21 protein-coding genes are annotated in these 25,459 nt (G+C 37.6%); all 21 read left to right on the top strand.

Annotated features, from left to right (window positions below):
* Nucleotides 1–125 precede the first annotated feature (125 nt).
* The 21 genes from F1560_RS12685 (at nt 126) to F1560_RS12585 (ending at nt 25,357) form a co-directional block, all read left to right on the top strand.
* Nucleotides 126–917: a fumarylacetoacetate hydrolase family protein gene (locus F1560_RS12685; protein ID WP_149475000.1), complete on the top strand. Its 792-nt coding sequence runs from the start codon at nt 126–128 to the stop codon at nt 915–917.
* Entirely contained in the window at nt 914–1,675 is a 762-nt protein-coding gene (locus tag F1560_RS12680) for a fumarylacetoacetate hydrolase family protein (RefSeq protein ID WP_149474999.1), read from the top strand. Before F1560_RS12685 ends, F1560_RS12680 begins: the two co-directional genes overlap by 4 nt.
* A 36-nt stretch (nt 1,676–1,711) precedes the next feature.
* Nucleotides 1,712–2,095, top strand: coding sequence for a 5-carboxymethyl-2-hydroxymuconate Delta-isomerase (locus tag F1560_RS12675; RefSeq protein ID WP_149474998.1), 384 nt, complete (start codon nt 1,712–1,714; stop codon nt 2,093–2,095).
* Nucleotides 2,096–2,145: 50 nt separating this feature from the next.
* Entirely contained in the window at nt 2,146–3,564 is a 1,419-nt protein-coding gene (locus F1560_RS12670; RefSeq protein WP_149474997.1) for an NAD-dependent succinate-semialdehyde dehydrogenase, read from the top strand.
* A gap of 64 nt (nt 3,565–3,628) precedes the next feature.
* A complete protein-coding gene (locus tag F1560_RS12665) occupies nt 3,629–4,933 on the top strand; it encodes a XylR N-terminal domain-containing protein (protein WP_149474996.1) in 1,305 nt (434 codons plus the stop codon).
* Nucleotides 4,927–5,490 carry a PucR family transcriptional regulator gene (locus tag F1560_RS12660; protein WP_149474995.1) on the top strand — a complete coding sequence of 188 codons (564 nt, stop codon included), beginning with the start codon at nt 4,927–4,929 and terminating at the stop codon, nt 5,488–5,490. The genes F1560_RS12665 and F1560_RS12660 overlap by 7 nt, the downstream gene beginning before the upstream one ends.
* 145 nt (nt 5,491–5,635) lie before the next feature.
* A complete protein-coding gene (locus tag F1560_RS12655; protein WP_149474994.1) occupies nt 5,636–7,153 on the top strand; it encodes a 4-hydroxyphenylacetate 3-hydroxylase family protein in 1,518 nt (505 codons plus the stop codon).
* Nucleotides 7,154–7,536: 383 nt separating this feature from the next.
* Nucleotides 7,537–8,613 carry a TRAP transporter substrate-binding protein gene (locus F1560_RS12650; protein ID WP_149474993.1) on the top strand — a complete coding sequence of 359 codons (1,077 nt, stop codon included), beginning with the start codon at nt 7,537–7,539 and terminating at the stop codon, nt 8,611–8,613.
* Nucleotides 8,614–8,617: 4 nt separating this feature from the next.
* Complete coding sequence (locus F1560_RS12645; RefSeq protein ID WP_149474992.1) at nt 8,618–9,097, top strand: TRAP transporter small permease; 480 nt, start codon at nt 8,618–8,620, stop codon at nt 9,095–9,097.
* Nucleotides 9,094–10,398: a TRAP transporter large permease gene (locus F1560_RS12640; protein WP_149474991.1), complete on the top strand. Its 1,305-nt coding sequence runs from the start codon at nt 9,094–9,096 to the stop codon at nt 10,396–10,398. Before F1560_RS12645 ends, F1560_RS12640 begins: the two co-directional genes overlap by 4 nt.
* A 332-nt stretch (nt 10,399–10,730) precedes the next feature.
* Nucleotides 10,731–11,954 carry an ROK family transcriptional regulator gene (locus F1560_RS12635; RefSeq protein ID WP_149474990.1) on the top strand — a complete coding sequence of 408 codons (1,224 nt, stop codon included), beginning with the start codon at nt 10,731–10,733 and terminating at the stop codon, nt 11,952–11,954.
* A 197-nt stretch (nt 11,955–12,151) separates the two neighbouring features.
* Nucleotides 12,152–13,540, top strand: coding sequence for an aminotransferase family protein (locus F1560_RS12630; RefSeq protein ID WP_246811936.1), 1,389 nt, complete (start codon nt 12,152–12,154; stop codon nt 13,538–13,540).
* A gap of 66 nt (nt 13,541–13,606) precedes the next feature.
* On the top strand, nt 13,607–15,001 hold the full coding sequence (locus tag F1560_RS12625; RefSeq protein ID WP_246811935.1) for an APC family permease: 1,395 nt from the start codon (nt 13,607–13,609) through the stop codon (nt 14,999–15,001).
* 66 nt (nt 15,002–15,067) lie between these two features.
* On the top strand, nt 15,068–16,183 hold the full coding sequence (locus F1560_RS12620; protein WP_245347565.1) for a class II histone deacetylase: 1,116 nt from the start codon (nt 15,068–15,070) through the stop codon (nt 16,181–16,183).
* Nucleotides 16,184–16,239: 56 nt separating this feature from the next.
* On the top strand, nt 16,240–17,553 hold the full coding sequence (locus tag F1560_RS12615) for an MFS transporter (RefSeq protein ID WP_149474989.1): 1,314 nt from the start codon (nt 16,240–16,242) through the stop codon (nt 17,551–17,553).
* Nucleotides 17,554–17,629: 76 nt separating this feature from the next.
* Entirely contained in the window at nt 17,630–18,811 is a 1,182-nt protein-coding gene (locus F1560_RS12610) for an iron-containing alcohol dehydrogenase (RefSeq protein ID WP_149474988.1), read from the top strand.
* A 77-nt stretch (nt 18,812–18,888) separates the two neighbouring features.
* Nucleotides 18,889–20,349: an NAD-dependent succinate-semialdehyde dehydrogenase gene (locus F1560_RS12605; RefSeq protein WP_149474987.1), complete on the top strand. Its 1,461-nt coding sequence runs from the start codon at nt 18,889–18,891 to the stop codon at nt 20,347–20,349.
* A gap of 54 nt (nt 20,350–20,403) precedes the next feature.
* Nucleotides 20,404–21,258, top strand: coding sequence for an MBL fold metallo-hydrolase (locus tag F1560_RS12600; protein WP_149474986.1), 855 nt, complete (start codon nt 20,404–20,406; stop codon nt 21,256–21,258).
* 148 nt (nt 21,259–21,406) lie between these two features.
* Nucleotides 21,407–22,216, top strand: a complete 810-nt coding sequence (locus F1560_RS12595; protein WP_149474985.1) for an MBL fold metallo-hydrolase — start codon at nt 21,407–21,409, stop codon at nt 22,214–22,216.
* A gap of 64 nt (nt 22,217–22,280) precedes the next feature.
* The gene (locus F1560_RS12590) at nt 22,281–23,330 is read left to right on the top strand and encodes a TAXI family TRAP transporter solute-binding subunit (RefSeq protein WP_187773724.1); all 1,050 of its coding nucleotides are present in this window, start codon (nt 22,281–22,283) and stop codon (nt 23,328–23,330) included.
* Between the two features lie 35 nt (nt 23,331–23,365).
* Nucleotides 23,366–25,357 carry a TRAP transporter permease gene (locus tag F1560_RS12585; RefSeq protein WP_149474983.1) on the top strand — a complete coding sequence of 664 codons (1,992 nt, stop codon included), beginning with the start codon at nt 23,366–23,368 and terminating at the stop codon, nt 25,355–25,357.
* Nucleotides 25,358–25,459: the final 102 nt, after the last annotated feature.

Raw genomic sequence — 25,459 nt, 5'->3', positions numbered from 1 at the left:
ATAAATAGTTTCATCGTATCTCTTATAAGAAGAAATTGAATGAAGACCAGTAAGCTACTGGTCTCTTTTTCTTCATGTGCATAACATAGCTTTTGAAATCAATCATGTTAAAGGAGTGTTGTTAGATGAGTAGAGTAAAATTTAAACATCAAGGGATTCAACAGATAAAAGAAGGAAATTATCAACCCGATCAAAACCTTTTAGAATTCGATGAAAAGCAGTGTTCTCCAGAAGAGTTGTCATTTGATGTACCTGTGTCTGGAACTGTTTATGGAACCCTACTAAACTATAAAGGTGAGTATGCCAAGTTAGAGCCTTCGATGAACGAGGATCCATACAAAGCCCCACCGAAAGCTCCTATACTATACATTAAACCTATCAATACACATATCGGATATGATGCGGTGATTCCTTTACCAGAAGGTTTTGAGGAAGTTTCGATTGGAGCTGCTTTAGGTGTCGTAATTGGTAAGTCAGCAAAAAAAATTAAGAAAGAAAATGCTTTGGATTATGTGGCTGGTTATACAATCGTAAATGATGTGAGCATACCACATGAAAGTTTTTATCGTCCTGCCTATAAAGAAAAAGCAAGAGATGGTTTCTGCCCAATAGGACCGTGGGTGCTTGACCGTGATGCTATCGGAAATCCGAATGAACTCGGAATCCGCGTTTTGATCAATGGCGAATTGAAACAGGAAAATACAACATCAAATTTAATCCGTTCAGTTGAACAATTATTGGAAGAGGTAACAGACTTCATGACACTTTATGAAGGAGATGTATTATTAGTAGGTGTGCCTGAAAATGCCCCACTAGCAAAAGAAAACGACAGCGTTAAAATTGAAATTGACGGCATAGGAACGTTAGCAAATAAGGTGGTAAAAGAGAAAGTAGTTGTAGGAGGCGGTATTGTATGAGACATGCACGTGTAGCGTATAATGGTTTAATTCAGAATGCAATGGATACAGAAGCAGGTATTCAATTAGAAGATGGTCGGATTGTCGAAGAATCAGAAGTTACGTGGCTCCCACCAGTAGAACCTAAAACCGTATTTACATTAGGTTTAAACTTTGCTGATCATGCTGCAGAACTTTCGTTTAAAGAAGCACCAAAAGAGCCATTAGTATTTTTAAAAGGACCAAACACGTTCATCGGCCACCGTGGAGAAACGGTTCGTCCGAGTGATGTAACATTTATGCATTATGAATGTGAATTAGCAGTTGTGATCGGTAAAACAGCTAAAAATGTTAAAAAAGAAGAAGCATATGATTATGTGCGTGGTTATACGGTAGCGAATGACTATGCGCTTCGTGATTATTTAGAAAACTATTATCGACCGAATCTTCGTGTGAAAAACCGTGATACATGTACACCAATAGGACCATGGTTAGTGGATAAAGAAGATATTGAAGATCCAATGAATTTACAATTGACTACTTATGTAAATGGTGAAATTACGCAGCAGGGTAGTACGGCAGATATGATTTTTTCTGTACCTCATTTAATTGAATATTTAAGCGGATTTATGACATTGAATTCAGGAGATATTATTCTGACTGGAACGCCAAAAGGATCTGTGGATACAAAGGTTGGCGATGAAGTAATAACAGAAGTAGAAGGAATTGGTAGACTTGTAAATACAATCGTTGGGGAAGAAGCCTTTCAAACGAATTAATTGAAGATAACTTTATTAAAGGAAGGGGGACTAACGATGCCACACCTGATTATTGAATACACCGCCAATCTCAAAGAAGAAACGGATATACCGGAACTTTTAAAGAAGGTTAATGATTCGCTGCTCTCCCATTCTACTATTATTCCAATCGGCGGTCTCCGTACAAGAGCAATCGAATTAGTAGACTATCGTGTTGCGGATGGAACGGAAGACGATGCATTTGTTCATGCCACCCTGAAGCTTGGCGGCGGTCGGACAGAAGAAGATAAAAAGGTACTTTGTGATGATCTATTTGCTACAATAAAAGACCACTTTGCGGATTTGTATGAAAAACGTTATTTGGCATTATCGTTGGAATTACATGAATTTACGAATCCGACTTATAAGCACAATAACATCCATACTCGGTATAAAAAGTAATATAAGGTAAGTCGCACTACTAATTATCCTAATGAGAGAGGTATGAGAATATGCAACAATATGAAATGTTTGTTGGTGGGAAATGGTTTGGAAGAGGTTTGGAACAGATTGAAGTTATCAATCCAGCTACAAATGAACCTATTGGAACCATTCCCAAAGGTGGAAAAGAAGAAGCAAAGCAGGCAGTGGATGCTGCACACGATGCCCTAAAAGAGTGGGCTGCAAGAACTGCAGAAGATAGAAGCAGCTACCTTGTGAAATGGCATGAGCTGATAAAAGAAGAAAGAGAAACAATCGGTAAAGTTATGACAGAAGAACAAGGGAAACCACTAAAAGAAGCAATTGGTGAAGTAGATTATGCAAATGGATTCATATCATGGTATGCCGAAGAAGGAAAACGGATATATGGAGATATTATTCCTGCATCTCATCCGAATAAACGTATTTTCGTGCAGAAACAACCGGTTGGCGTTGTTGCAGCGATTACTCCATGGAACTTCCCTGCCGCAATGATCACCCGTAAAGTTGGACCAGCACTTGCAGCAGGGTGTACCGTAGTTATTAAGCCTGCTACTCAAACACCTTTAACGGCATTTAAATTGGTTGAGTTAGCTGAGAAAGCTGGTATTCCAAAAGGTGTTATTAATATAGTAACTGGAAGCTCCAGTCAAATTGGAAAAGCGTGGAATGATGATAGTCGTGTTAGGAAATTAACATTTACCGGCTCAACGGAAGTTGGAAAACTATTGATGAAAGATGCTGCAGATACAATGAAAAAGATCTCACTTGAGCTTGGTGGTCATGCTCCGTTTGTCGTAATGGAAGATGCAGATCTAGATAAAGCGGTTGCAGGTGTAGTGGCATCTAAGTTCCGTAATGCTGGTCAAACTTGTGTATGTACAAACCGAGTATATGTGCATGAATCGATTAAAGATATTTTTCAAGCAAAGCTGACAGAGGCTGTGTCCAAGCTTAAAATTGGTAATGGACTAGAAGAGGGGACAGATATTGGCCCGTTGATCGACCAGGGTGCAGTAGATAAGGTAAATGAACAAGTTAAAGACGCAGTAAGCAAAGGGGGGAACGTCGCCTTAGGAGGGAAGAATTTAGAAGGATTATACGTTGAACCGACTATAGTTTTGGACGCAACAGACGACATGCTTTGTATGTATGAAGAAACATTCGGTCCATTAGTACCAGTTACAACCTTTAAAGACGAAGAAGAAGTAATAGAGCGGGCGAATAATTCCCCATTTGGCTTAGCTGCCTATGTATTTACAGAAAATATTGGCCGTGCAATTCGGATTAGTGCAGCACTTGAATATGGGATTGTCGGATTGAATGACGGAGCACCATCCACACCGCAAGCTCCATTTGGTGGATTTAAAGAAAGCGGACTTGGTCGTGAAGGTGGTTACTACGGCATCGAGGAGTTCCTTGAAACGAAATATATTTCACTTGCATTTTAATAAAGGGAGCTGAGACAGCTCCCTTTTATTTCTCAACCTATTAGCAATTAGGCAGGTGTCGAAAATGAGCTTAAATCAGAAAATGGATCGTAATAAAACAGATAACGAGGGAAGAATTTACTTAGATGATGAGCGGGTGATTTTAACCTCTTCAGCTGTCTTTGGAATCCTTCGTAAAGACCTGATGGACAATATATCCGAGGAGAGAATGAAAGGGTTTTTAATTCGGTATGGATGGAACCTTGGAAAAAATGATGCGAAAAATGTACTTAAAAAGCATCAATCCTCTATTGAAGAGCTTTTGAAAAAGGGACCAGAATTGCACATGATGCGAGGTTTTACAAAGGTCAAACGAGTGGATTTACAACTGGATTATGATGAAGATGGACAGATAGAAAGTGTTCACGTAGAAGGATTCTGGTCCGGATCTTATGAAGCCGAGGAATTTATCGAGCAGTTTGGTCATTCAGATACCGCTGTATGCTATACGCTAGTTGGTTATGCAAGTGGCTACTACTCTGAAATATGCCAAAAAACGGTTATATTTAAAGAAGTGGCATGTAAAGCGACAGGGGCTGATAATTGCTATTATGTCGGAAAAACAATACCTGAATGGAACGGTTCGATTGAAAAAGAATTAAAGTACTATTATGATGAACCAATTGTTCGGGAACTTGAGATAACCTATGAAAAATTGCTGGAGGAACGGAATAATTTTGAAAAAACGTTTACCATTCATGAGCGTCTTACGGCCGAGTTTACAAACGGGAATGACCTTCAAACGATTGCAGATGCGATCTACGAGGAGATAGGTATACCAATATTGATAGAAAATGCAGACTTATCACCACTGGCAGGTTCGGGACTTCCTCTCGACTTTTTCACAAATGGTTATTTGGATTTTAAGTCAGCGGTACATATTCAACGAGAGGAAAATTATTATCAGACGAGGGAAATTTCAGATGGAGGAAACCAATACCTTACAACTCCAATTATGCTGCAGCGAAAGTGCTTTGGTTTCTGTTCATTCATATATGAAGGAAATCAACCGGTAACGAAAGTGGACCTCATGATTTTGGAGAGAGTTGCTTCAGTCTGTTCGCTCTATATTTTAAATGAGAAAACAACATTTGAAGCAGTAGAACGGATAAAAGGGCACTTTCTTGATCAGATTATCGACGGAGGCCCTCTCTCAGAAAAAGAAATTCTAACAAGAGGGAAATATATACAAACAGATTTAAATGAACCTTATTGTATTGCTGCATTGAAATATGATAATGAAAATGCTGGTTCAGAAAATGGATTGCTTATACATGATCAAGTATTGAAAGTGTACAGCATTACTTTAAAAACCGGTTTAATGTGTTAATTGGACAGCGTTCAGGTCTACTTGTTCTTCTCATTCAAAAAGATCACAACAAGAAGACAATGAGAGAGGTTTGCCAGTCACTGCTTGATTATTTAAAAATGGAATTTCCAGCTAGTGTTTTTCGAATGGGGGCAAGTACCTTATCTGAAAGTATTCAGCACGCGAATGAATATTATAAAGAAGCAATGACAGCACTAAAAATGCCCCATGCAACAGATAAGATCATGTTTTTTAAAGACATCAGTGTCGCAGGTCTGCTCATACACTCCAAAGATAAACAGGCAGTGATACAAAAAGCAAAACATCTTCTTGGACCGATTTATGCGAAGAAAGATGAAAGCGCCGAATTAATTAAAACGCTATACGTATTTCTCGCAAACGGAGGAAACCTGGAAAAATCCATGGAGGAGCTGCGTCTTTCAATGAGCGGGTTAAGATATCGAATAAGAAGATTAGAAGAAATGCTAGAAAAAGATCTACGCCAGCCTGCTGTAACTTATGAACTTTTACTCACGTTACAAGTTCTTGATGCAGAGGGGGAAATCATTTTAAAGTAAAATGGAATTGAACACAAATTGTTCGTTTTATCCGTAGAGAATAAACACTAATTGTTGTAGAACGATAGTTGCCTCCTTGATAACCTTACCTTAAGGAAAAGTTATACCATATTATGATATCTATTATTTTGGAGGTTATATAACAATGATGAATGGTAAGGAGTATTTAGAAAGTCTACGCGATGGTCGTCAAGTATATTTGAACGGTGAAAAAATTGATGATGTAACAACCCACCCAGCATATCGCAATGCCGCAAGATCGATAGCTCAATTGTATGATGCAATGCATGATCCAGAAAAAAAAGATACGATCACAACAAAATCAGATGTTGGTGATTTTCGAACACATAAGTTTTTTAAAGCATCCACAAGTGCTGAAGAATTGCTTGAAGCACGTGATGCAATGGCGGAGTGGACGAGATACAGCTATGGATTTATGGGGCGTACACCAGATTATAAAGCAGCATTTTTAGGATCGCTTGGTCCATATGCAGATTTCTATAAAGGATTTGAAGACAATGCAAGAAGATGGTATAAAAAAGGACAGGAAGAAGTTCCTTTCTGTAACCATACGATTGTAAATCCACAATTAGACAGACATAAGCCACTTCATGAAAATAAAGATGTATTCGTACGCGCTGTAGGAGAAAGAGATAATGGCATTATTGTAAGCGGTACCAAGATGGTTGGAACTTCTGCAGCTCTTACCCATTATAATTTTGTTGCGAACTATTCCCCACAAGACTTAGGGAAAGGTGATCAAAGCCATGCATTGATCTTTTTTGTGCCAATGAATGCACCGGGAGTAAAAGTGATTAGTCGTCAATCTTACGAAGAAATGGCTGCAGCACAAGGCAGCCCATATGATTATCCACTATCAAGTCGTTTTGATGAAAACGATGCAATCATTATTTTAGATAATGTTCTGATACCATGGGAAGATGTTTTAACTTACAATAATGTGGAAATAGCAAATGGTTTTAGACCACAAACAGGCTGGCTGAACCGCTACACATTCCAAGGCTGTACCCGCTTTGCAGTGAAACTTGATTTTATGGTTGGCATGTTGCTTAAAGCTACTGAGGTTGCTGGGACGAATAACTTCCGCGGTGTACAGGCAAGAATTGGTGAAGTCATCTCCTATCGCAATATGTTTTGGGCTATTTCCACAGCAATGGCTCTTGATCCGGAAGATGGTCCAGAAGGGTATAAACTCCCGAATTCAACCTATGCAACTGCATATCGTACGTTTGCACCGACTGTATGGCCAATCATCAAAAATACATTTAACGAAGTGGTAGCAGGTGGTCTGATCTCACTTCCTTCGAGCACAAAGGATTTTCTTAACCCTGAGCTTCGCCCTTACATCGATCAATATTATAAAGGAACAGGTGTAAGTGCAGAAGAAAGAGTAAAGCTATTGAAAATGGTTTGGGATGCAACAGGAACTGAATTTGGCGGACGTAATGAACTGTATGAAATAAACTATGCCGGTAACAATGAAGGAATTCGTTTGGATGCATTGAAGATGGCTAATACAGCAGGCCAAACTGACAAATACAAAGCATTCGTTGATCAAGCAATGAATGATTACGACCTTAACGGCTGGACGAACGATACGTGGGTTAATCCAGATAAAGAAATACAAAAACTGTTTACTTAATAGAGAAAGAAATTCAATACGATACTTCCTTCTAGTATGGGGATCACCATATTAGAAGGATGTGTTTTTCAATAGTTCCTCCCATTCTATGAGATAAAAACCTTCTTATAATGCTCTTCATATGAATAGACTTAAAATGATAATCACTAATCAGCGAATATTAATATTCAGTTTTTTAAAATAAAATAAATAATTATTAAATTTGTGTTGTTTTTATATATAATATTATATATAATTTAATATATCTTATCTCAAATCATAAAATGTAAGCGATTTCTAAATGAGAGAGATATATTTTTTATGATTTAAATTAAATAGAATTAAAAAACGATCTAAAGATAGGGTGCTCATTTAAAGGTTGCGAAGAAGAGGAGAGAAAACTTATGCAAAATAGCCATATCAGAAAACGTATTCTGTTGGTAATGTTTTTATTGTTTGTGTTCGTGATGATGACTGCCTGTAATAGTACGCTGGCCATCAAACAAGAAAGTTCCGTCGAGGATTCTCATAATCTGATTGTTTCTCACTTTCAGCCTGGGAATCACCCAATTCAAACGAAAATTTTTGATGGACTTGCTTCTGATCTGCATGATCAGACAGATGGAAGAATTACGATGGAATTTTATCCATCGAATACATTGGGGGATGCTGGATCGCAATATGATATGGCTGTAACAAGGGAAGCGGATATTGCTTTGAGTGTATATGGTTACTCACCAGGTAGATTTCCGCTTGTGACAATTATGGAACTGCCTTTTCTAGCGGAATCTGCGGAACATGCATCGGAAATCCTAATGACTCTATATGAGGAGTTTCCAGAAATGCAGGAAGAACACGCAGATACGTATCCATTATTTCTGTTTTCTGCTGAACCTGCTCAGATTATAAGTAAGGATATTAAAATTGAAACTCCAGACGATATGAAAGGTCTGCGTGTGCGCTCTCCATCCCCGATGGCAAACAAAATTATTGAGGCATTAGGAGCAACACCAATCTCCATGCCGATGGGAGATGTTTATGAATCACTAGAAAGAGGCGTAATTGATGCAGCCGTCGTACCGTTTGAAACGCTCTACAATTATAGCTTCCATGAAGTAACAAATTATATTACAATTGGTGATTTCTCTGCTACGCCATTCTTCAGTGTGATGAGCCAGAAAACATATGAAAATTTCAATGAAGAGGACCAGCTGATACTCGATAATATAATAGGGAAAGAACTAGCGAAAGAAGCTGGAAGTGTCTATGATGTGGACGGAGAAATTGGTCTTGAAACGGCAATTGAAAGTGGAGCAGAAGTGACCCGATTAGAAGGTGATGCATTAATTGCATGGCAAGAAGCACTGGAACCGATGGTGGATGAGTGGATCGATGAAAGAACGGAAGAAGGTTATCCTGCACAAGAGATTTATGATCGAGCGATGGAGTTGAAAGAGGAACTGAGTGACAGAGAGGAGTAGTAAGGTGGAGAAGCTTATAACGAAACTGAATACTGGGCTCCTTTATGTTGCCCAAGTTGTTTTAATCATCATGGTATTCTTAGTTACAGCAGATGTACTTGGTCGCTGGCTATTCAGTCAACCAATTACTGGTGCCGTAGAACTTACAGAACTTGGTCTATCCATGGTTATCTTTTTAAGCATTGCCTACACCCATTTAAAAGAAGAGCATATTTCAATTGATTTTTTGGTAGAGCGACTGCCTGAAAAAGTTCAATGGATTGTGGAAGCGCTTATTAATTTAATTATTATGGTACTGATGGTGCTGATGGCTTTAAGCTTGTTCTGGTATGCAGAGCGCTTATTTACTTCAGGTACAGTAACAGGGGATTTAGGACTTCCAATCTATTTGTTCGCTGGAGTGTCAGGAATTGGAGCAATTGTATTTGCATTAACTGCTATATTGTTAGCCTTAAAATACGTTGCAAAGGTGGGTGAAAGATGAGCCCGGAACTGATAGGTTTTTTAGGAATTATTGCTATTCTAATATTGTTCTTTCTAAAAATCCCGGTAGCTATTTCTCTAATCATTGTTAGTTTACTAGGAACGACTTTAATTAGAGGCTGGGATGTAGCATTTGCCCAATTGGGGAGGACCCCTTTTGATACATCGAGTAATTACTCATTAAGTGTTATTCCATTGTTTATTCTAATGGGTATGATTCTATCCTATACAGGAATCGGCAAAGATTTGTACAGAATGGTGGACAGTTGGGTTGGTCATTTACGTGGTGGCCTTGCGATGGCGACCATTGGTACGGCTGCTATTTTCTCTTCCATTTCAGGTTCTTTAAATGCGACAACTGCAACCGTAGCAAAAATAGCATTGCCGGAAATGGAAAAATATAATTATAAAAAAGGGTTGTCTACATCAAGTGTAGCTGCAGGCGGTACGCTTGGGATTTTAATTCCACCGAGTGTTATTTTGATTTTATACGGTATCCTTACAAGGGAACCAATTGGCGCATTATTAATTTCAGGGATCATTCCTGGTATTTTACAGATCATTATTTTTATCATTACGATTTATATTCTTGTGCGTAAAGATTCTTCCATCGCGCCACCAAGAGAAGGAAAAGCAAGCAATTCTGAAAAACTATCTACCCTTAAAAATATTTGGCCATTTATAGGGTTGTTTATAGTCAGTATTGGCGGTATTTACTTAGGTGTTTTCACCCCGACTGAAGCAGCTGGGATAGGTGCATTTGGTGCACTTCTGTTTGCTTTTATCTCTAGAAAACTTACTTGGCAGAGACTGAAAGATTCACTAAATGAATCTGTTCGATTGACCGCTTTTATTTTCTTTATTTTAATTGGAGCCAACCTGTTTGGACAGTTTTTGGCAATGAGCAGAATCCCCGTTATGCTTACTACATATGTGGGAAATCTTGATTTGAATCCATATATTATCCTGGTAGGTATTCTTGTTGTATTGCTCGTGCTAGGTTGTTTTATTGAAAGTTTAGCTTTAATCGTTATCACATTGCCTATTCTGCATCCAATCATTACGGAATTAGGGTTTAACGGTATTTGGTTTGGCGTAATTATGATTATGGTTATTAATATCGGTGCATTAACACCACCACTTGGAATAAGTGTATACGTTATTAAAGGGGTAGCAAGAGATATTCCGCTGCAGACCATCTTTAGAGGAGTTGTTCCGATGATTATTGCAATGCTTGTATGTGTGGCAATTCTAATTATCTTCCCGCAGATTGTTACTGTATTGCCAGATTTGATGAATTAACCAGTACTAAATGGAGAATTGTACTGAAATATAAGGTTGAATGTCCGTTTTACTTTAATATGTTCATAGAAAGGATAGAAATACGCTGAGTCGTGTCTCTATCCTTTTTAATTATACTAAGCGTAGGCTCTCGTGGTTCTAGGAAACTGAAGGCCTAATGTCATTCGTGTTAGACACTAGAAACTTTTATTCAAAATGATTTTATATAACTCATTTTACTTTTAATTTGTATTTAAAAATGATTAAATATAAAATTATTAGAAAACTTTTGACTAAAATGATTAAATGTTTTATAATTACTCTACACCAAAATAAAAGAGGGAAAATACACAATGTTAAAAGAAATACTAGAATTGACAACACAAAAAGGGATTAATTTGAAGGAAGTTTATAATGTGGTTAGAAATGAAAGCGATTTAACAAAGGTGGAAATAGCTGAAAAAACAAATCTAAAGTTTAGTACCTGTGCTAGATTGATCGAAGAGTTGGTAGAAATTGGACTCTTGTACGAAAGTGGAGAAGCTCATTCGAGTGGAGGAAGAAAAGCAAAGAAATATGCGATTACTTCCACTACAAATTATGTAGTGGGTATAGATATATCTCGTACCTTTTCAAAAGTACTACTAATGACATTGGATTTAAATCCAATTGAAGAACAAAGATTTGAAATGAATGAAACAAGTACACCTGATGTCATGATTAAATTTTATATAAATACGATTCACACGATGTTGAAAAAAAATGGTATAGAAGAATCTTCGTTACTAGGTATTGGTATTAGTGCAATTGGACCTTTAGATACAAAAAACGGAATCATTAAAAAACCATTACACTTTCCAGCCTCAGGGTGGGAGGATATTCCAATTGTAGATAGAGTGAAAGAGTACTTTGATACAGAGGTTGTTCTAGATTATGGGGAAAACTCGGCTTTAAGCGCTGAACAAAGGCAAGGTGCAGCAAAATCAGATAGCAGCATCTTTCATATTAATAAGGGGGTTGGTATACGGTTAGGAATAATGTTAAATGGGGAAATACTTCGTCCGCGTGGTGGAGACAAAGGTGGGGCTTTTGGACAAGGACATATGGTAGTAGATATTCATGGAAGAAAATGTACATGTGGTAATTATGGGTGTATGAATGCATACTCCACTATTCCAGCGTTAGTAAAAGAAGTGAAAAATCATTTGAAGAGGGGGGCCGACTCCGTAATTCATGATCAGGTAGATAACGTATCAGAAGTTAGCTTTTCACATATTGTGTCAGCAATAGAGGAAAAAGATCAGCTATGTGAGCAGATTGTTAAAGATACGGCTTATTATTCTGGAACAGGACTTGCGAATCTAATCACTATTTTTCATCCAAGTAAAATAATTCTAAGTGGGCCGATGTATAGGGAACTCAAGTTATTTTATGATATGTCCATTGAAACTGCAATGAATAGATATAAGAAACTATTCCCAGATTTAGAAGTTACCTTCACACAAGGAGAGTTAGGTGAGAATGCTGCAGCTATAGGGGCTGGTGGCATAGTATTGGATTATTTGTTGTCGGTTTGAAGGGGAATTTATTGCACAAGGGTATGAAGTGGAATAAAGGATTTATAATCCATTAACCAAGCAATACCCGTGTATCCCTTTTGATTACTGAAAATTACAAAAAATAAACCGTAATAAGGGTTGCTTGTATAAAGTCATGTGATGATGGTGCATTGCATGGTAGTACTAGTTTAATAACTGTAATGGAGGGATTTAAAGTGAATGAAAATATTATTGAAGAAAAAGTAGACATTCAAAAATTAAAAAGCTTGGATAAAAAGTATTATCTACACCCTACGACGTCGATTCACCAACAGCAGGAAAACGGTCCTACTGTTATTTTTAAAGAAGGACAAGGAATCTACTTAACTGATGTATATGATGATGTATATATCGATGGTTTATCTTCATTGTGGAATGTCAATATTGGACACGGTCGACAAGAAATGGTCGATGCAGTAAGTACACAGATGGGCAGACTTGCTTATAGCTCATCATTTCAAGGTTTTTCCCATGACCCAGTTATCTGTTTATCGCAAAAAATTGCAACGATGACACCCGGAGATTTAAATGTTAGTTTCTTCACTTCAGGCGGATCTGAGTCGAATGAGACGGCATTTAAATTGATTCGAAATTATTGGAAATTAAAAGGTGAAGCAGAACGAACAAAAATAATCGGACTGAACAGAGGTTATCATGGTATTACGATGGGGGCAACAAGTGCAACGGGTATTGCTCAATTTCAGAATATGTCAACGGCTAATGCACCTGATTTTTTACATGCGAAGGCTTTTCAGTTAGATTGCGAGTTAGGCGATAAAAGTAATCCAAATTATAGAGAAAGTATTCGTGGCATTATCGAAAAAGAAGGAGCAGATACGATTGCGGCAGTTATTTTGGAGCCTGTTCAAGGTGCTGGAGGAATTAATATTCCGCCTGATGGTTACTTGCAGGCTGTAAGACAGCTATGTGATGAATATGGAATTCTTATGATTGCTGATGAAGTGATTACAGGGTTTGGTCGTACGGGAGAGATGTTTGGTGTAAATAACTGGGGAGTTGTACCAGACGTGCTGACAGTAGCTAAAGGGATTACAAGTGGCTATATCCAATTAGGGGCTGTCATTATAAGAGAAACCATTCGAGATGAGTTAGCTGAACTTTCAAGTGATATCTTTTTTCATGGATTTACGTACAGTGGACATCCGACTGCATGTGCAGCAGCTTTGAAAAACATTGAAATTGTAGAAAATGAAAATCTAGTTGTGAACGCAAAAAATATGGAAGCTGAAATTTTAAAAGGTTTTAAATACCTTGAATCCAAACATCCAACTGTTTCGAAGATAAGGGCTATCGGTCTGATGGGCGCATTTGAATTATTTGCAGATCGAGCTAATGAAGTCCCATTTGAGCCGTCACAAATGGTAGCGCAAAAAGTTGTACAAGAATGTATGAAAAGGAAACTAATTGTAAGACCAGTCATTTTTGAAGGATCGAATATTATTACCATTGCACCACCGCTAATTACAAATAAAGAACAAATAGGAACAATTATAGAAATTTTGTCAGAAGCATTAACGGTAGTTGAAAAAGAGTTGATTAGATAATTACACTGTTTTATACGAAAAATACTGTATAATTAGAAAATTTATCTTAAGGGAGAGATTCCGATTGTGACAAAAGATAATACAGCGGTAGCAAAGCAAATTGTAGGCACAGATGCCAAACAGGAAAAACTGGAATTAAAAAAGGTGTTGAAAACGCGTGATTTAGTAATATTTGGGATAATATTTATTTCACCGAATTCAGCACAGTCATTATTTGGTGGGTTAACAACAACTTCTCAAGGTCATGGATTACTTGCCGTTTTTATCGGTCTGGTTGCAATGATATTTACCGCTTTTAGTTATGGAAAGATGGCTGATGCGGTCCCGAAAGCTGGTTCTACTTATAGTTATGCTACTTACTCGTTAAATCCATCATTAGGTTTTATCGCTGGGTGGGCAATTTTGTTAGATTACTTAGTGTTTCCTATGCTGGTGTATAAATTAAGTTCAAGTTTTGCGATTGAACTAATGCCGTTTTTACCACTATGGTTAATGTTGTTAATTTTTATTGTTCCCATGACATTATTTAATTTTATGGGGATGAAAGTATCCTCACACTTAAACTTGATTATGCTAATTCTAAAGCTAGTAAGTGTTTTTGTGTTCGTAGGGGTAGCCATTTATGCATTAACGAATGGTGTTGGCACAGGAAATGTAATTGATTTTAAAGGAGTGTTTAATCCAGAGACCTTCTCTACAAATGCGCTTGTAGCAGGTGCTTCTATAGCTGTTCTTTCTTATATAGGCTTTGACGCAATTACTGCTATGTCAGAGGACGCCCAAGTTTCTGGGAAAACAGTAGGACGTGCGGCGATTGCAACTTGTATTATTAGTTCAGTGCTCATTGGTGTACAAGTTTATTTCGCAACACTAATTCACATGGATTTTACAACGTTTCGAAATGCAGATACTGCTTTTTATGAAGTAGCAATTGCTGCGGGTGGGAGTGGATTAGCTGCTGTAACAACACTAATTCTTATTATTACTGGTGGAGCGACAGCATTAGCAGGACAGGCATCAGGGTCAAGAGTTTTGTTTGGAATGGGACGTGACAATGTATTGCCAAGATTTTTGAGTCGTCTGCATCCGAAATTTAAGACACCAGTATATAGTATTCTACTTTTATCGGTAGTTGGATACATTGGAGCCCTTCTTATACCAGTCAGTGTTTTCTTTTTAATCGTAGTGTTCGGAGCTTTAGTAGGATTCCTGTTTGTGAATCTATCCGTTATTGTTGAATTTTTCATTAGAAGAAAAGAGCGAAAAGGAAAACATTTTTTTTCGAATCTAGTTTCTCCATTATTAGGAATGATCGTTTGTATCTATATTTTGCTTGGAATGGATGAGATTGGAAAAACTATCGGCTTGGCATGGTTGATCATAGGATTTGTCTTTTTACTCGTTAAAACGAGTGGATTTAAGAAGCAATTAAACTTAGACAGTGTAGAAGAGAATAAATAGGCAATTATTGTAAGCGTTGACAATAATGCGGTTGAGACTAATTTATTAGAAAGGAAGACGGATAAATTGAAAAAGACTGGATTTATTTGCGATGAAAGTTATTTTTGGCATTCGAATGGGGATAGCGCATTAATGCTTCCCGCTGGGAGTTTAGTAGAAAAGGATATTCATGTGGAGAATGCAGAAACAAAAAGGAGAGTGAAAAACCTTCTAGAACGTTCTAAATTCATCAAACAATTAAATTGTATTGAACCACGGGAAGCTACACGGGATGAACTAGAACTTAATCACAGCTCTAAATACATTACGAAGGTTCAACAATTAAGTAAAAGTGGTGGAGGAGACTTAGGTAACTTAACGCATGCGGGTCCAGATTCATATGAAATAGCTTCTCTAGCAGTTGGAGGTGCACTTACTGGTGTTGATGAAGTTATGGAAGGAAACGTGCAAAATGTTTATGCACTTACAAGACCACCTGGTCATCATGCTGAAAAGGATTATGGAGCTGGGTTTTGCTTATTTAATAATGTTGCAATCGCGGCAAAATATGCCAAAGAGAAATATAATTTAAAGAAAGTCATGATTATTGATTGGGATGTTCATCATGGGAATGGGACGGAGAGCTCGTTTTATGACGATCCAGATATACTATTCATTTCCTTGCATCAAGAATTTGTATTCCCAGCAGGTCGAGGAAATGTTGAAGATATAGGTGACGGTAAGGGCAAAGGATACAATGTCAATATACCTCTTCCAGCGGGGACAGGAGATGAAGGCTATTTATTAGCATTGAAAGAGATTGTTGTGCCAATTGCGAATCAATTTAAACCTGAGCTTGTCCTCATTTCTGCCGGACAAGATGCAAGCAGATTTGACCCATTAGGAAGAATGCTTATGACGGCAAAGGGATTTGCAGAAATGACAAAAATTATTAAACGTATAGCTGATCGTTATGCAAATGGCCGCATTGTTGCTTGTCATGAAGGTGGCTACAGTCAGGCTTATGTACCGTTTTGTACGTTGAAAATTATTGAAACACTTAGTGGTTTATCAAGTAACGTGAAAGATCCTTTCCCAGACGATGTTCATGGTGCGCCCATATATGACATTCAGAAAAGAGCAATTGAGAAGGTAAGAAAAATTCAATCTGCGTTCTGGGATTTATCACATTCTGTAGTCTAGAATAAGTGCAACCGAAGTTCTGTTACCTAAATTTAGAAACAAATGGAGGTTAGATAGTGCTAAAACATAACGTAAGATGGATCATGTTACTATTGGTTACTCTAATTTTCTTTATACAATTTGTGGATCGGGTAATTATATCTCTTGCAACAGAACCAATGATGGAGGAATTCGGATTCACTCCTTCTCAGTGGGGGATAATTTTAAGTGCTTTTTTTTGGGGGCTTGTTCCCTTTTCGATTATTGCGGGATTAGCTGCTGATAAATATGGATCCAAAAAGGTATTCCTTGTCGGTTCTGTTTTTTGGTCAATATGTACCGCTGGAACAGCTTTAGCATTTAACTTTGTCTCATTACTTATTGCACGAATTTTGTTTGGGGCAGGGGAAGGACCTTCTCTTTCCAACGGAGTACGGATTGTTACGAATTGGTTTAGCCCACGAGAGTATTCTTCTGCTTTAGGTGTTGCGTTTGCTGGAGTATATTTAGGACCAGCACTTGCCTCTCCTATTATCGTTTGGATGATAGCTTCTTATGGTTGGAGAACACCATTTTATGTAATGGGAGTGATTGGAATACTATGGGCTATTTGTTGGTATAAAGTCTATACGGACCGACCTGAAAAAAACCGATTCCTGAGCAATGAAGAAAAGGCCTGGATACTTTCAGAGCAAGGTGAGGTTTCTAAATCGAGTGATTCTGCAAAGAATAAATCACTTAAAGAATTATTAACGATACCTAAAGGTCTCCGTGGAACAATCTTTGCAAATTTGTGGGGATTCTTCTGTGTTGGCTATGCATTATTTTTTCTTTTAACATGGCTGCCAGGTTATTTAAGTATAGAGAGAGGATTAAGTCTGCAATCGATGGGGTGGGCACTTACTGTACCGTGGATTGGAGCTGCTTTTGGTCAAATACTTGGTGGTAGATGCAGTGACCTGATTTATAGTAAAACGAATAGCAGGAGAATAGCACGAGCATATTGGTCAGTCAGCTGGTTTGCAATTCTTACTGTGTCACTGATTTTTGTTGTTCAGATTCAATCTGTTCTGGGAGCTGTCGTATTCCTTACTATTTCGTCAATATCACTCGCCTCAGCAGCGGCACCACTTGGTGCAGTAATTGCTGAAACAGTACCTGAAAATGCTGGTTCATTTGGCGGGTTATCACAAGTTGCACAAACGATGCCGGGTATCCTTGCACCAATTATAACCGGATTTATAGTTGAATTAACTAGCAGTTTTAATATGGCTTTCTATTTAACAGCAATTATTGTTGGTTCAGGGGTTATCATTCTTGGATTATTTTCGAAGCCACCTGAAAAAAAGGTTGAAGATAGTGAAATCACTCCACGTATAAATGTACATTAATGAAGCAGTAATGTACTAACTTTTAATATAGCTGTTTGTATTGGAGTTTACAATTTTAGTGGAAGGTAGTGAGAATGTGAATTTTAATTTTAATGTTCCAAGCAAAGTGATTTTTGAAAACGGTTGCTCTATAGCTGTTGCAGAGGTTATTCATGAAATACAAGCAAAGCGTGTATTCATTGTGTATGACAAAGGGATAAAAAGTGCTGGAATCGCAGATAAAATTATTGCACCTGTTGAGAAAGCAGGAATTAAGGTTACTCATTTTACTGGAGTTCATCCAAATCCTTCTATTGAAAATGTAGAAGAGGGATATAAGGTTGCTGCTGTCGCAGATACCGATGCGATAATTGCAATTGGTGGTGGAAGCAGTATGGATTGTGCAAAAGCCATTAATATTTTATTAACCAATCCAGGTTCTATTAAAGACTATGAAGGAAGAGGAAAAGTAAAGAACAAAACGAAACCGCTTATTGCTATTCCAACAACTGCAGGAACTGGAAGTGAAGTGACTGCATTTACAATCATTACAGATACAGAAAGGCAAAGGAAAATGATCATTGCTGGAGAAAATTGTGGGGCAGACATTGCATTAGTTGATCCTGCATTAACGATTGGCTTACCACCAGCTATAACTGCAGCTACTGGTATGGATGCTTTAACCCATGCAATTGAAGCATTCGTTTCAAAAAATGCATCAATCCCATCAAATATTCATGCCTTAAAAGCGATGGAATTGATTGTTGGAAATTTAGAGGAAGCTGTAAAAAATGGTACTAATTTAAAAGCACGGGGGAACATGATGCTTGGCAGTCTCTTAGCAGGAATAGCATTTAATCAAGCAGGGCTTGGCCTAGCCCATGCGATTGCACATCCACTCGGATCTCGTTTTGGGGTTGCTCATGGAGTGGCAAATGCGATCGGTTTACCGTATGTCGTAAATTATAATAGTGGATTAGAAAGTGTAAAAGAAAAGCATATGGAAATTGCGTCTGCAATGAATATAGATACGGAAAAGAAATCAGTAGATGTTATTTCAGAAGAACTTGTCTCAACTATTGTTAAGTTGAGTAGTGCTATTGATATTCCAGCACTAAGAGGATTAGGAATTACAAAAGAAGATTTGGAAAACATTGCCGTGGAGGCATTAAAAGAAAATAGCATGAAATTTACACCTAGAAATGCATCTCTTGAAGAATTAAAAGAGCTTTTACTTAGCATTTATAATGAAGATCCGCTCATTGAAAAAGTATATTAAAAACTATTTTATAAAGAAATAAAAAGATACGATCACTTCGTTTATTTTACCTAAAATGTGAAGGAGGATGCTTTATAATGACAGTTTTACAATCGCAGAAGACTCATAGATTTTATATAAATGGAAAATGGTTGAAAGCTGAAGATGATGCAGTGATTGAGGTGATTAATCCCGCTACGAATGAATGTATTGCTAACGTAACTAGTGGTGGCGAGGCAGAAGCTAAATTAGCTGTGGAAGCCGCAGCTAATGCTTTTAAAGAATGGTCAAGGAAACCTGCTGTGGAAAGAGCTAATTTATTGTTATCTTTGTATCATAAAGTATTAGAGAATCATGAAGAATTGGCTTATCTTGTCACATTGGAATCAGGAAAGCCACTAATGCAATCTCGTATGGAGGTAAAGAATGGAGCAGAATATATTCGCTGGAATGCGGAAGAAGCAAGACGTATTTATGGTACAACAATCGAATCATCAGATTCACAAAGAAGGATGCAGATTAAGAAGGAAGCTGTTGGACCTGTAGCGGCTATAACTCCTTGGAACTTTCCTTTTGCAATGGTTGCCCGTAAATTGAGCCCGGCTTTAGCAGCTGGTTGTACAGTTGCTTTAAAACCGTCTGAAGAAACACCCCTATCAGCAATTAAGTTTTTTGAGATAGCAGAAGAAGTAGGATTTCCAAAAGGGGTTATGAATTTAGTGATTGGTAATCCTCAAGTAATTGGAGAGGTTTGGCTAACAGATAAGCGAATCCGTAAGATTACATTCACTGGATCGACAGCTGTAGGAAAGATGCTTTACCAAAAAGCAGCCAAACAAGTAAAGCGTTTATCCATGGAGCTTGGTGGGCATGCACCTATCATCGTTTTTGAAGATTGTAACGTTGACAAAGCTGTTCAACAAATTGTAAGAAGTAAATTTAATAATAATGGACAGACCTGTATTTCACCTAACCGAATTTACGTCCATGAATCTGTTATTGATCATTTTACAGAGGAAATGGGGAGAGCTGTAAAGAAATTCAAAGTGGGAGATGGAACAAACGAAGAGAGTAACGTCGGGCCAGTGATTAATCCAGATGGACTTAAAAAAGCAGAAAGTCATGTGAGGGATGCTATTGATAAGGGAGCTCAAATCGTAACAGGTGGTAAAAGATATGACGCAGAAGGTTGTGAAAAAGGATTCTTTTTCTACCCAACCGTGCTAAAAGATGTCAATGAAACTATGAAAGTAGCTACTGAAGAAACATTTGGCCCTATTGCACCTATTCTTTCGTTTTCTTCTGAAGCGGAAGTAATTGAAAAAGCGAATGATACGGATTACGGACTTGCAGCCTATCTTTTCACTACTGATTTGTCTCGGGCTCATCGTGTATCTGAAATGCTGGAATACGGAATGGTAGGTGTGAATGACACGGTATTGTCACAAGTAGAGGGAGCATTTGGTGGTGTCAAAGAAAGTGGATTTGGAAGAGAAGGAGGGCCTGAAGCATTAGAAGATTTTCTCGAAAAGAAGTTTATTTCTACCATTATAGAATAATTGTATATTCAAGAAGAGATGTATCCTAATTTTTATAGTAGAGGAGAATAAAGTATGGATCAATTTTATGTCAGATTACTTGGAACAGGAAGCCCTAAGCCAAATAAGGAAAGATCTGGTCCTGCACAAGTAATCATGATTGACGATACACCAGTGCTAGTGGATTGTGGAGAAGGGGTTACACGACAGCTATTGTATTCTGATATTAATCCAGTAGATATAAACAATGTATTATTTACGCATCTACATTCTGATCACGTATTTGGTTACAGTCACTTTTTATTAGGTGGTTGGTCACTAGGTAGAACAAAACTAACAATTATAGGGCCTAAAGGTTTAAAAGCTTTTCATGAAAAAGTATTGGACATGTTTGAGGAAGATATTCATTATCGTTGTTCAGCCCTAGGTATTTCTGGAGAAGGATTATTAGATGTTAACGTTATTGAACTACCGGATGAGGGAGGCGATGTTCCTTTTGAGGGTATTAATGTTAATGTAACGTATACGCCGGTTGTTCATAATGTAAAAACGTTTGGATTTAGATTTCAAAAGGGAGGTCAATCAATCGTTATTTCTGGAGACACAGCGCCAGTAGATAGCTTAGTTCAATTAGCTAAAAATGCAGATATTCTTGTGCAGGATGCAGCTATTGCTTCTTCCGTATTTAATAATAAATCATCCGATTCAAATATACGTCGTGTATGGGAGATTTTAAAAAAGGAGCATTGTACGCCTAAACAAGCTGCAGAAATTGCCAGTGAAGCCGGGGTAAAGTGCCTTGTTTTAACCCATCTTCTCCCGAATACAGACAAAGAAGAGATTTATAAAGAGGCAAGTGAGTACTTTAATGGAACAGTAATTGTTGGGGAAGACTTAGAGAAAATAAATATGAAGAGCAAGGTTTTTTAAGTAATCCACCTTACAAAGATGCTTCCAAATATAATGCAAATTGGCAGCATCTTTTCTTTTCTTTTTTATTTTATTCTATACAAGCTCTGAAAACTATTTTAATACGTGCTGTATCAATAAAATTTGTCCAACTCTGTTAGTGATCACGATGTTAGGGACAGGAAGCCCGCGTCCAGATTTAGAAAGATCGGGTCCTGCACAAGTATTACATATAAACAGTAATCCGATTTTGATTGATTGTGGAGAAGGAACGACCACCCAACTATTAAAAGCAAACATTCCACCAGAAAATGTAAACGTTTTAATGTTTACCCATTTGCATTCTGATCACTTCTTTGGGTATGGGCAATTTCTTTTAGGAGGATGGGGAAGAGGGCGTAGAAAACTTACTGTTGTAGGTCCAAAAGGAATAAGAGAGTTTCATGAAACGGTGATTAATATGTATAAAGATGATATTGCATATCGGGTATCGCTTGGCAGACCTGAGAATGGGGTTTTAGATGTAAAAATTATTGAATTCGATCAGGCTGGAGAAATTCATGTTGATATACCTGCGAAAGTTACCGCTAAAGAGATGGTTCATAATGTACCAACCTTTGGGTACCGATTTGAGATAGACGATATGGTCATTGTTTTTTCAGGTGATACAGCGCCTACTCCTAATATAGTTGAACTGGCTCGTGAAGCAGATGTACTTGTTCTCGATGCTGCCTTATCCAAAACTGGAGTTTACAGAGATACAAAAGACCCTGAACTTTTAAAAATATGGGAAAATCTACAAAAAGAACATTGTACACCGGAACAAGCTGGGAATATTGCTCAAGAAGCAGGTGCAAAAAAGTTAGTAATGACACATTTTCTGCCTAATGTAATTCCTGAAGAGGTTAAAGAAGAAGCAGAGGGACGTTTTACAGGAGAGTCGATTGTTGCGGAAGACTTAATGGAGATATATATCTAAAATATTTCACACTTAAATGTTAAAGAGCACGAAATAAAATAAACGGTAGTAAGGAGTGAATGTATTGGTTCGAAAGTTAAAACGTTATTCATTGTATCTGTCCATAGTTATCGCCACCGGAATATTAGTAGCTTGTGGAAGTGCATCAGCAGACCGTGATGAAGGTTTTATAAGCTTTGGAGCACATCAGTCTGGATCTGCTTATCATAGTGCAGCCACCGGATTAGCAAAAGTTGTGAGTGATAAATCAGATTTGAAATTGACTGTGAAGCCATTCTCTGGACCTAATGCTTGGATGCCTCTATTAAATAGCGGTGAAATTGACTTAGGGATTCTTGCGTATCCTGATGCAGGCTGGGCGTATGTGGGAGAGAATGGTTACCCTAAAAAAAACAAGAATATACGGACACTTGTAAATGGTAATGATATTTTGGTAAGCGGTTTAACGGTCAGGGTAGATTCTGGTATCAAGGAAATATCCGACCTTAAAGGGAAAAGAGTCGCTTCTGACTACACAGGAAATCAAATACTACCAAATATTTTAGAAGCGCATCTTGCATCTGCTGGTTTAAGCTGGGATGACGTAGTGAGCGTGCCGGTAACAGATATAAATACGGGGGTCAATGCATTAAGAGAAAACAGGGTTGACGCGATATTTGCAGGTACACCAACGGTCGGTATTTTTACAGAAATGGACACGACGAAAGAAATCGATGTCTTGGATTGGGCTGAAATATCTCCTGAAAACATTGATGATTTTCCAGAAGAAACGATAGAAGAAATGACCGAGCTTGTTCCTGGTATTTCTCCAGTCGCATTTGAAGGAGGAATACTAAAAAATGAAACAACAATAGTTAGCTACCCAATTATATTAGCGACGAACAGCCATATATCTGAAGATGTTGCCTACAATGTAGTCAAAACGTTATGGAATAACTATGAAGAGCTGCATAAGCAGTACATGTGGCTTGAAACTTGGAACCCGGAAAATATGTTCGATGATGAACCTGCAATCCCTTATCACTCAGGAGCCGTAAAGTTCTTCAAAGAAGTAGGTGTGTGGACAGATATAGCTGAAGAAAACCAGCAAGAATTATTGAACCAATTCAAATAAATTCAATAATTAGTATGGAATGAGGAGGGAAAATAGTGGATAAAAAAGGATTAGATAGAAAACTAAAGAGGAAAGAGTCTGGTACTTTTAGAGAGTTGCAAGGTGTCCCTTCTTTTATTTTAAGATTTATATTTTTTATGATTCCTCTTACTGGAATACTTTATATCTTAAGTGTTTACCAGTGGTTTGGAGTTGCTATATTTTTAGAGCAATATACTGGTTTATTTCTTGCTTTGATACTTGCAGGAGTCTATATAGGAGTACCAATGACGTCAACATCTCCCAAAGGAAGCGTTCCTTGGTATGATTGGATTCTTGCTAGTGCTGGTCTTATTTCCGGGTTGTATATTGCTATATTCTACCCAACGATTGTAATATTTTTTGGCTACGTAACGATGGATAGAGTATTATTAGCTGTTATGGGTATTCTTTTAATATTTGAAGCTTTACGCAGGCTATATGGATGGTCATTGGTTCTGGTAGTAGCAGCATTTTTAGTATACGCCTTTTTTCCATCTTATTTTCCAGGAGCACTTAAGGGAGATAGAATGTCCTTTGAGCATTTAGTAAATTACCTCTACTTTGATGCAAGTAGTTTGCTTTACATGTTAAATATAGCTTCGACGATAGCCTTAGCATTTATTTTGTTTGGTCAGATTCTTTTAAAGTTCGGTGGAGGGGAAATATTTAATAACTTTGCCTTTTCGGCTTTTGGTCGATTTCGAGGAGGTCCTGCAAAAGCTTCGGTTGTAGGTTCGAGTTTAGTAGGAAGTGTGTCTGGAGGGCCAGTATCTAATGTAATGTTAACTGGAAATATGACGATACCTTTAATGATAAAGAATGGATATACTCGCAGGCAAGCGGGAGCAATTGAAGCAGTATCATCAACCGGTGGAATGATTATGCCTCCAGTAATGGGAATTGCGGCATTTATTATTGCTGAAACACTTGGAATTCCATATGTTGAAGTGATGCTAGCTTCTATTATTCCAGCATTCTTGTATTACCTATGTTTGTTCGCACAGGTAGATCTAAGTGCAGGAAAAAAAGGCCTTCGTGGAATTAATCAAAAGGAACTACCTAAGTTTAAAGAAGTACTTACTTACGGCTGGGTTATTATACCAATCTTTGGAGTTTTACTTTACTTCTTATTTATTGCAGGCTATACTCCAACAGCTAGTGGAGTCTATGCATCTTTCTTTGCAATACCCATCCTATTATTACAAAGGTCTCAAAGAAAGGCTGTTTTTAGAAGGCTACTTGAAGCAATAATTGATACGGGAAGAAGCTTGATTAATATTGGGATTATTTTATCGGCAGCAGGATTGGTTATTGGTATTGTAGGAATTACAGGTTTTGGATTTAATTTGGCTCTCGCGCTTGTAGATGTTGGTCAATCTAATCTTTTATTATTACTAATAACTAGTGCAGTAGTCTCGATTATTTTAGGAATGGGTATGCCGGCCGTTGCAGCCTATGCGCTAGTGGCTACATTGATTGCGCCTGCCTTGGTTCAATTAGGTGTTCATCCATTGGCTGCCCACTTGTTTGTTTTTTATTTCTCTAATATGTCTAACTTTACGCCTCCAATTGCAGTAGCAAGCTTTGCAGCATCAACCATTGCTAAAGAGAGTCCTTATAAAATTGGATTTACATCAATGGCTTATGGAATAGTTGGGTTGACGATTCCATTTTTGTTTGTATATTCTCCAGCTATTTTATTAGGGGTAGGAGAGATTAATAGTCTAACAAGGATTGCAGTAATTCTATCAGTTACTGTTGGTTGTGTCGTTTTATCAATTAGCTTTGTAGGGTATTTTTTCAGAAATCTATCTATATTTAAACGTGTATTATTCGGAGTTTCTGCATTATTGTTATTTTCACCAATTTATGAAGGTGAAATGTATACATGGTTATTAAATGTAGTCGGGTTAATTTTATTTATTGGTCTCTCTGTAAGAGAATATAAGCATCGAAATACAACTGACTTGGTTAAAGTAGACGCTAGAAAAGTTGGGTCATTGTAGAACAGTATGTTATAGGTGTGGACTATGATTAGGAAGCACCTATTCATAGTTGTTCAGAAACAACAATATCTACTTCTGTCCAAAATGGTTAAAAGTGTTATA

This window comes from Oceanobacillus polygoni (assembly GCF_008304605.1).
GTDB lineage: Bacteria > Bacillota > Bacilli > Bacillales > Amphibacillaceae > Oceanobacillus > Oceanobacillus polygoni.
The sequence above is the reverse complement of the archived record's forward strand: the minus strand, read 5'-3'. Positions and strand labels throughout refer to the sequence as shown.

Bases quoted from the DNA above. Each gene is read 5' to 3' on its own strand.
- F1560_RS12675 (WP_149474998.1), top strand. From the start codon at position 1,712: ATGCCACACCTGATTATTGAATACACCGCCAATCTCAAAGAAGAAACG.
- F1560_RS12635 (WP_149474990.1), top strand. From the start codon at position 10,731: ATGTTAAAAGAAATACTAGAATTGACAACACAAAAAGGGATTAATTTG.
- F1560_RS12685 (WP_149475000.1), top strand. From the start codon at position 126: ATGAGTAGAGTAAAATTTAAACATCAAGGGATTCAACAGATAAAAGAA.
- F1560_RS12650 (WP_149474993.1), top strand. From the start codon at position 7,537: ATGCAAAATAGCCATATCAGAAAACGTATTCTGTTGGTAATGTTTTTA.
- F1560_RS12605 (WP_149474987.1), top strand. From the start codon at position 18,889: ATGACAGTTTTACAATCGCAGAAGACTCATAGATTTTATATAAATGGA.
- F1560_RS12595 (WP_149474985.1), top strand. From the start codon at position 21,407: ATGTTAGGGACAGGAAGCCCGCGTCCAGATTTAGAAAGATCGGGTCCT.
- F1560_RS12600 (WP_149474986.1), top strand. From the start codon at position 20,404: ATGGATCAATTTTATGTCAGATTACTTGGAACAGGAAGCCCTAAGCCA.
- F1560_RS12655 (WP_149474994.1), top strand. From the start codon at position 5,636: ATGATGAATGGTAAGGAGTATTTAGAAAGTCTACGCGATGGTCGTCAA.
- F1560_RS12665 (WP_149474996.1), top strand. From the start codon at position 3,629: ATGAGCTTAAATCAGAAAATGGATCGTAATAAAACAGATAACGAGGGA.
- F1560_RS12640 (WP_149474991.1), top strand. From the start codon at position 9,094: ATGAGCCCGGAACTGATAGGTTTTTTAGGAATTATTGCTATTCTAATA.
- F1560_RS12680 (WP_149474999.1), top strand. From the start codon at position 914: ATGAGACATGCACGTGTAGCGTATAATGGTTTAATTCAGAATGCAATG.
- F1560_RS12670 (WP_149474997.1), top strand. From the start codon at position 2,146: ATGCAACAATATGAAATGTTTGTTGGTGGGAAATGGTTTGGAAGAGGT.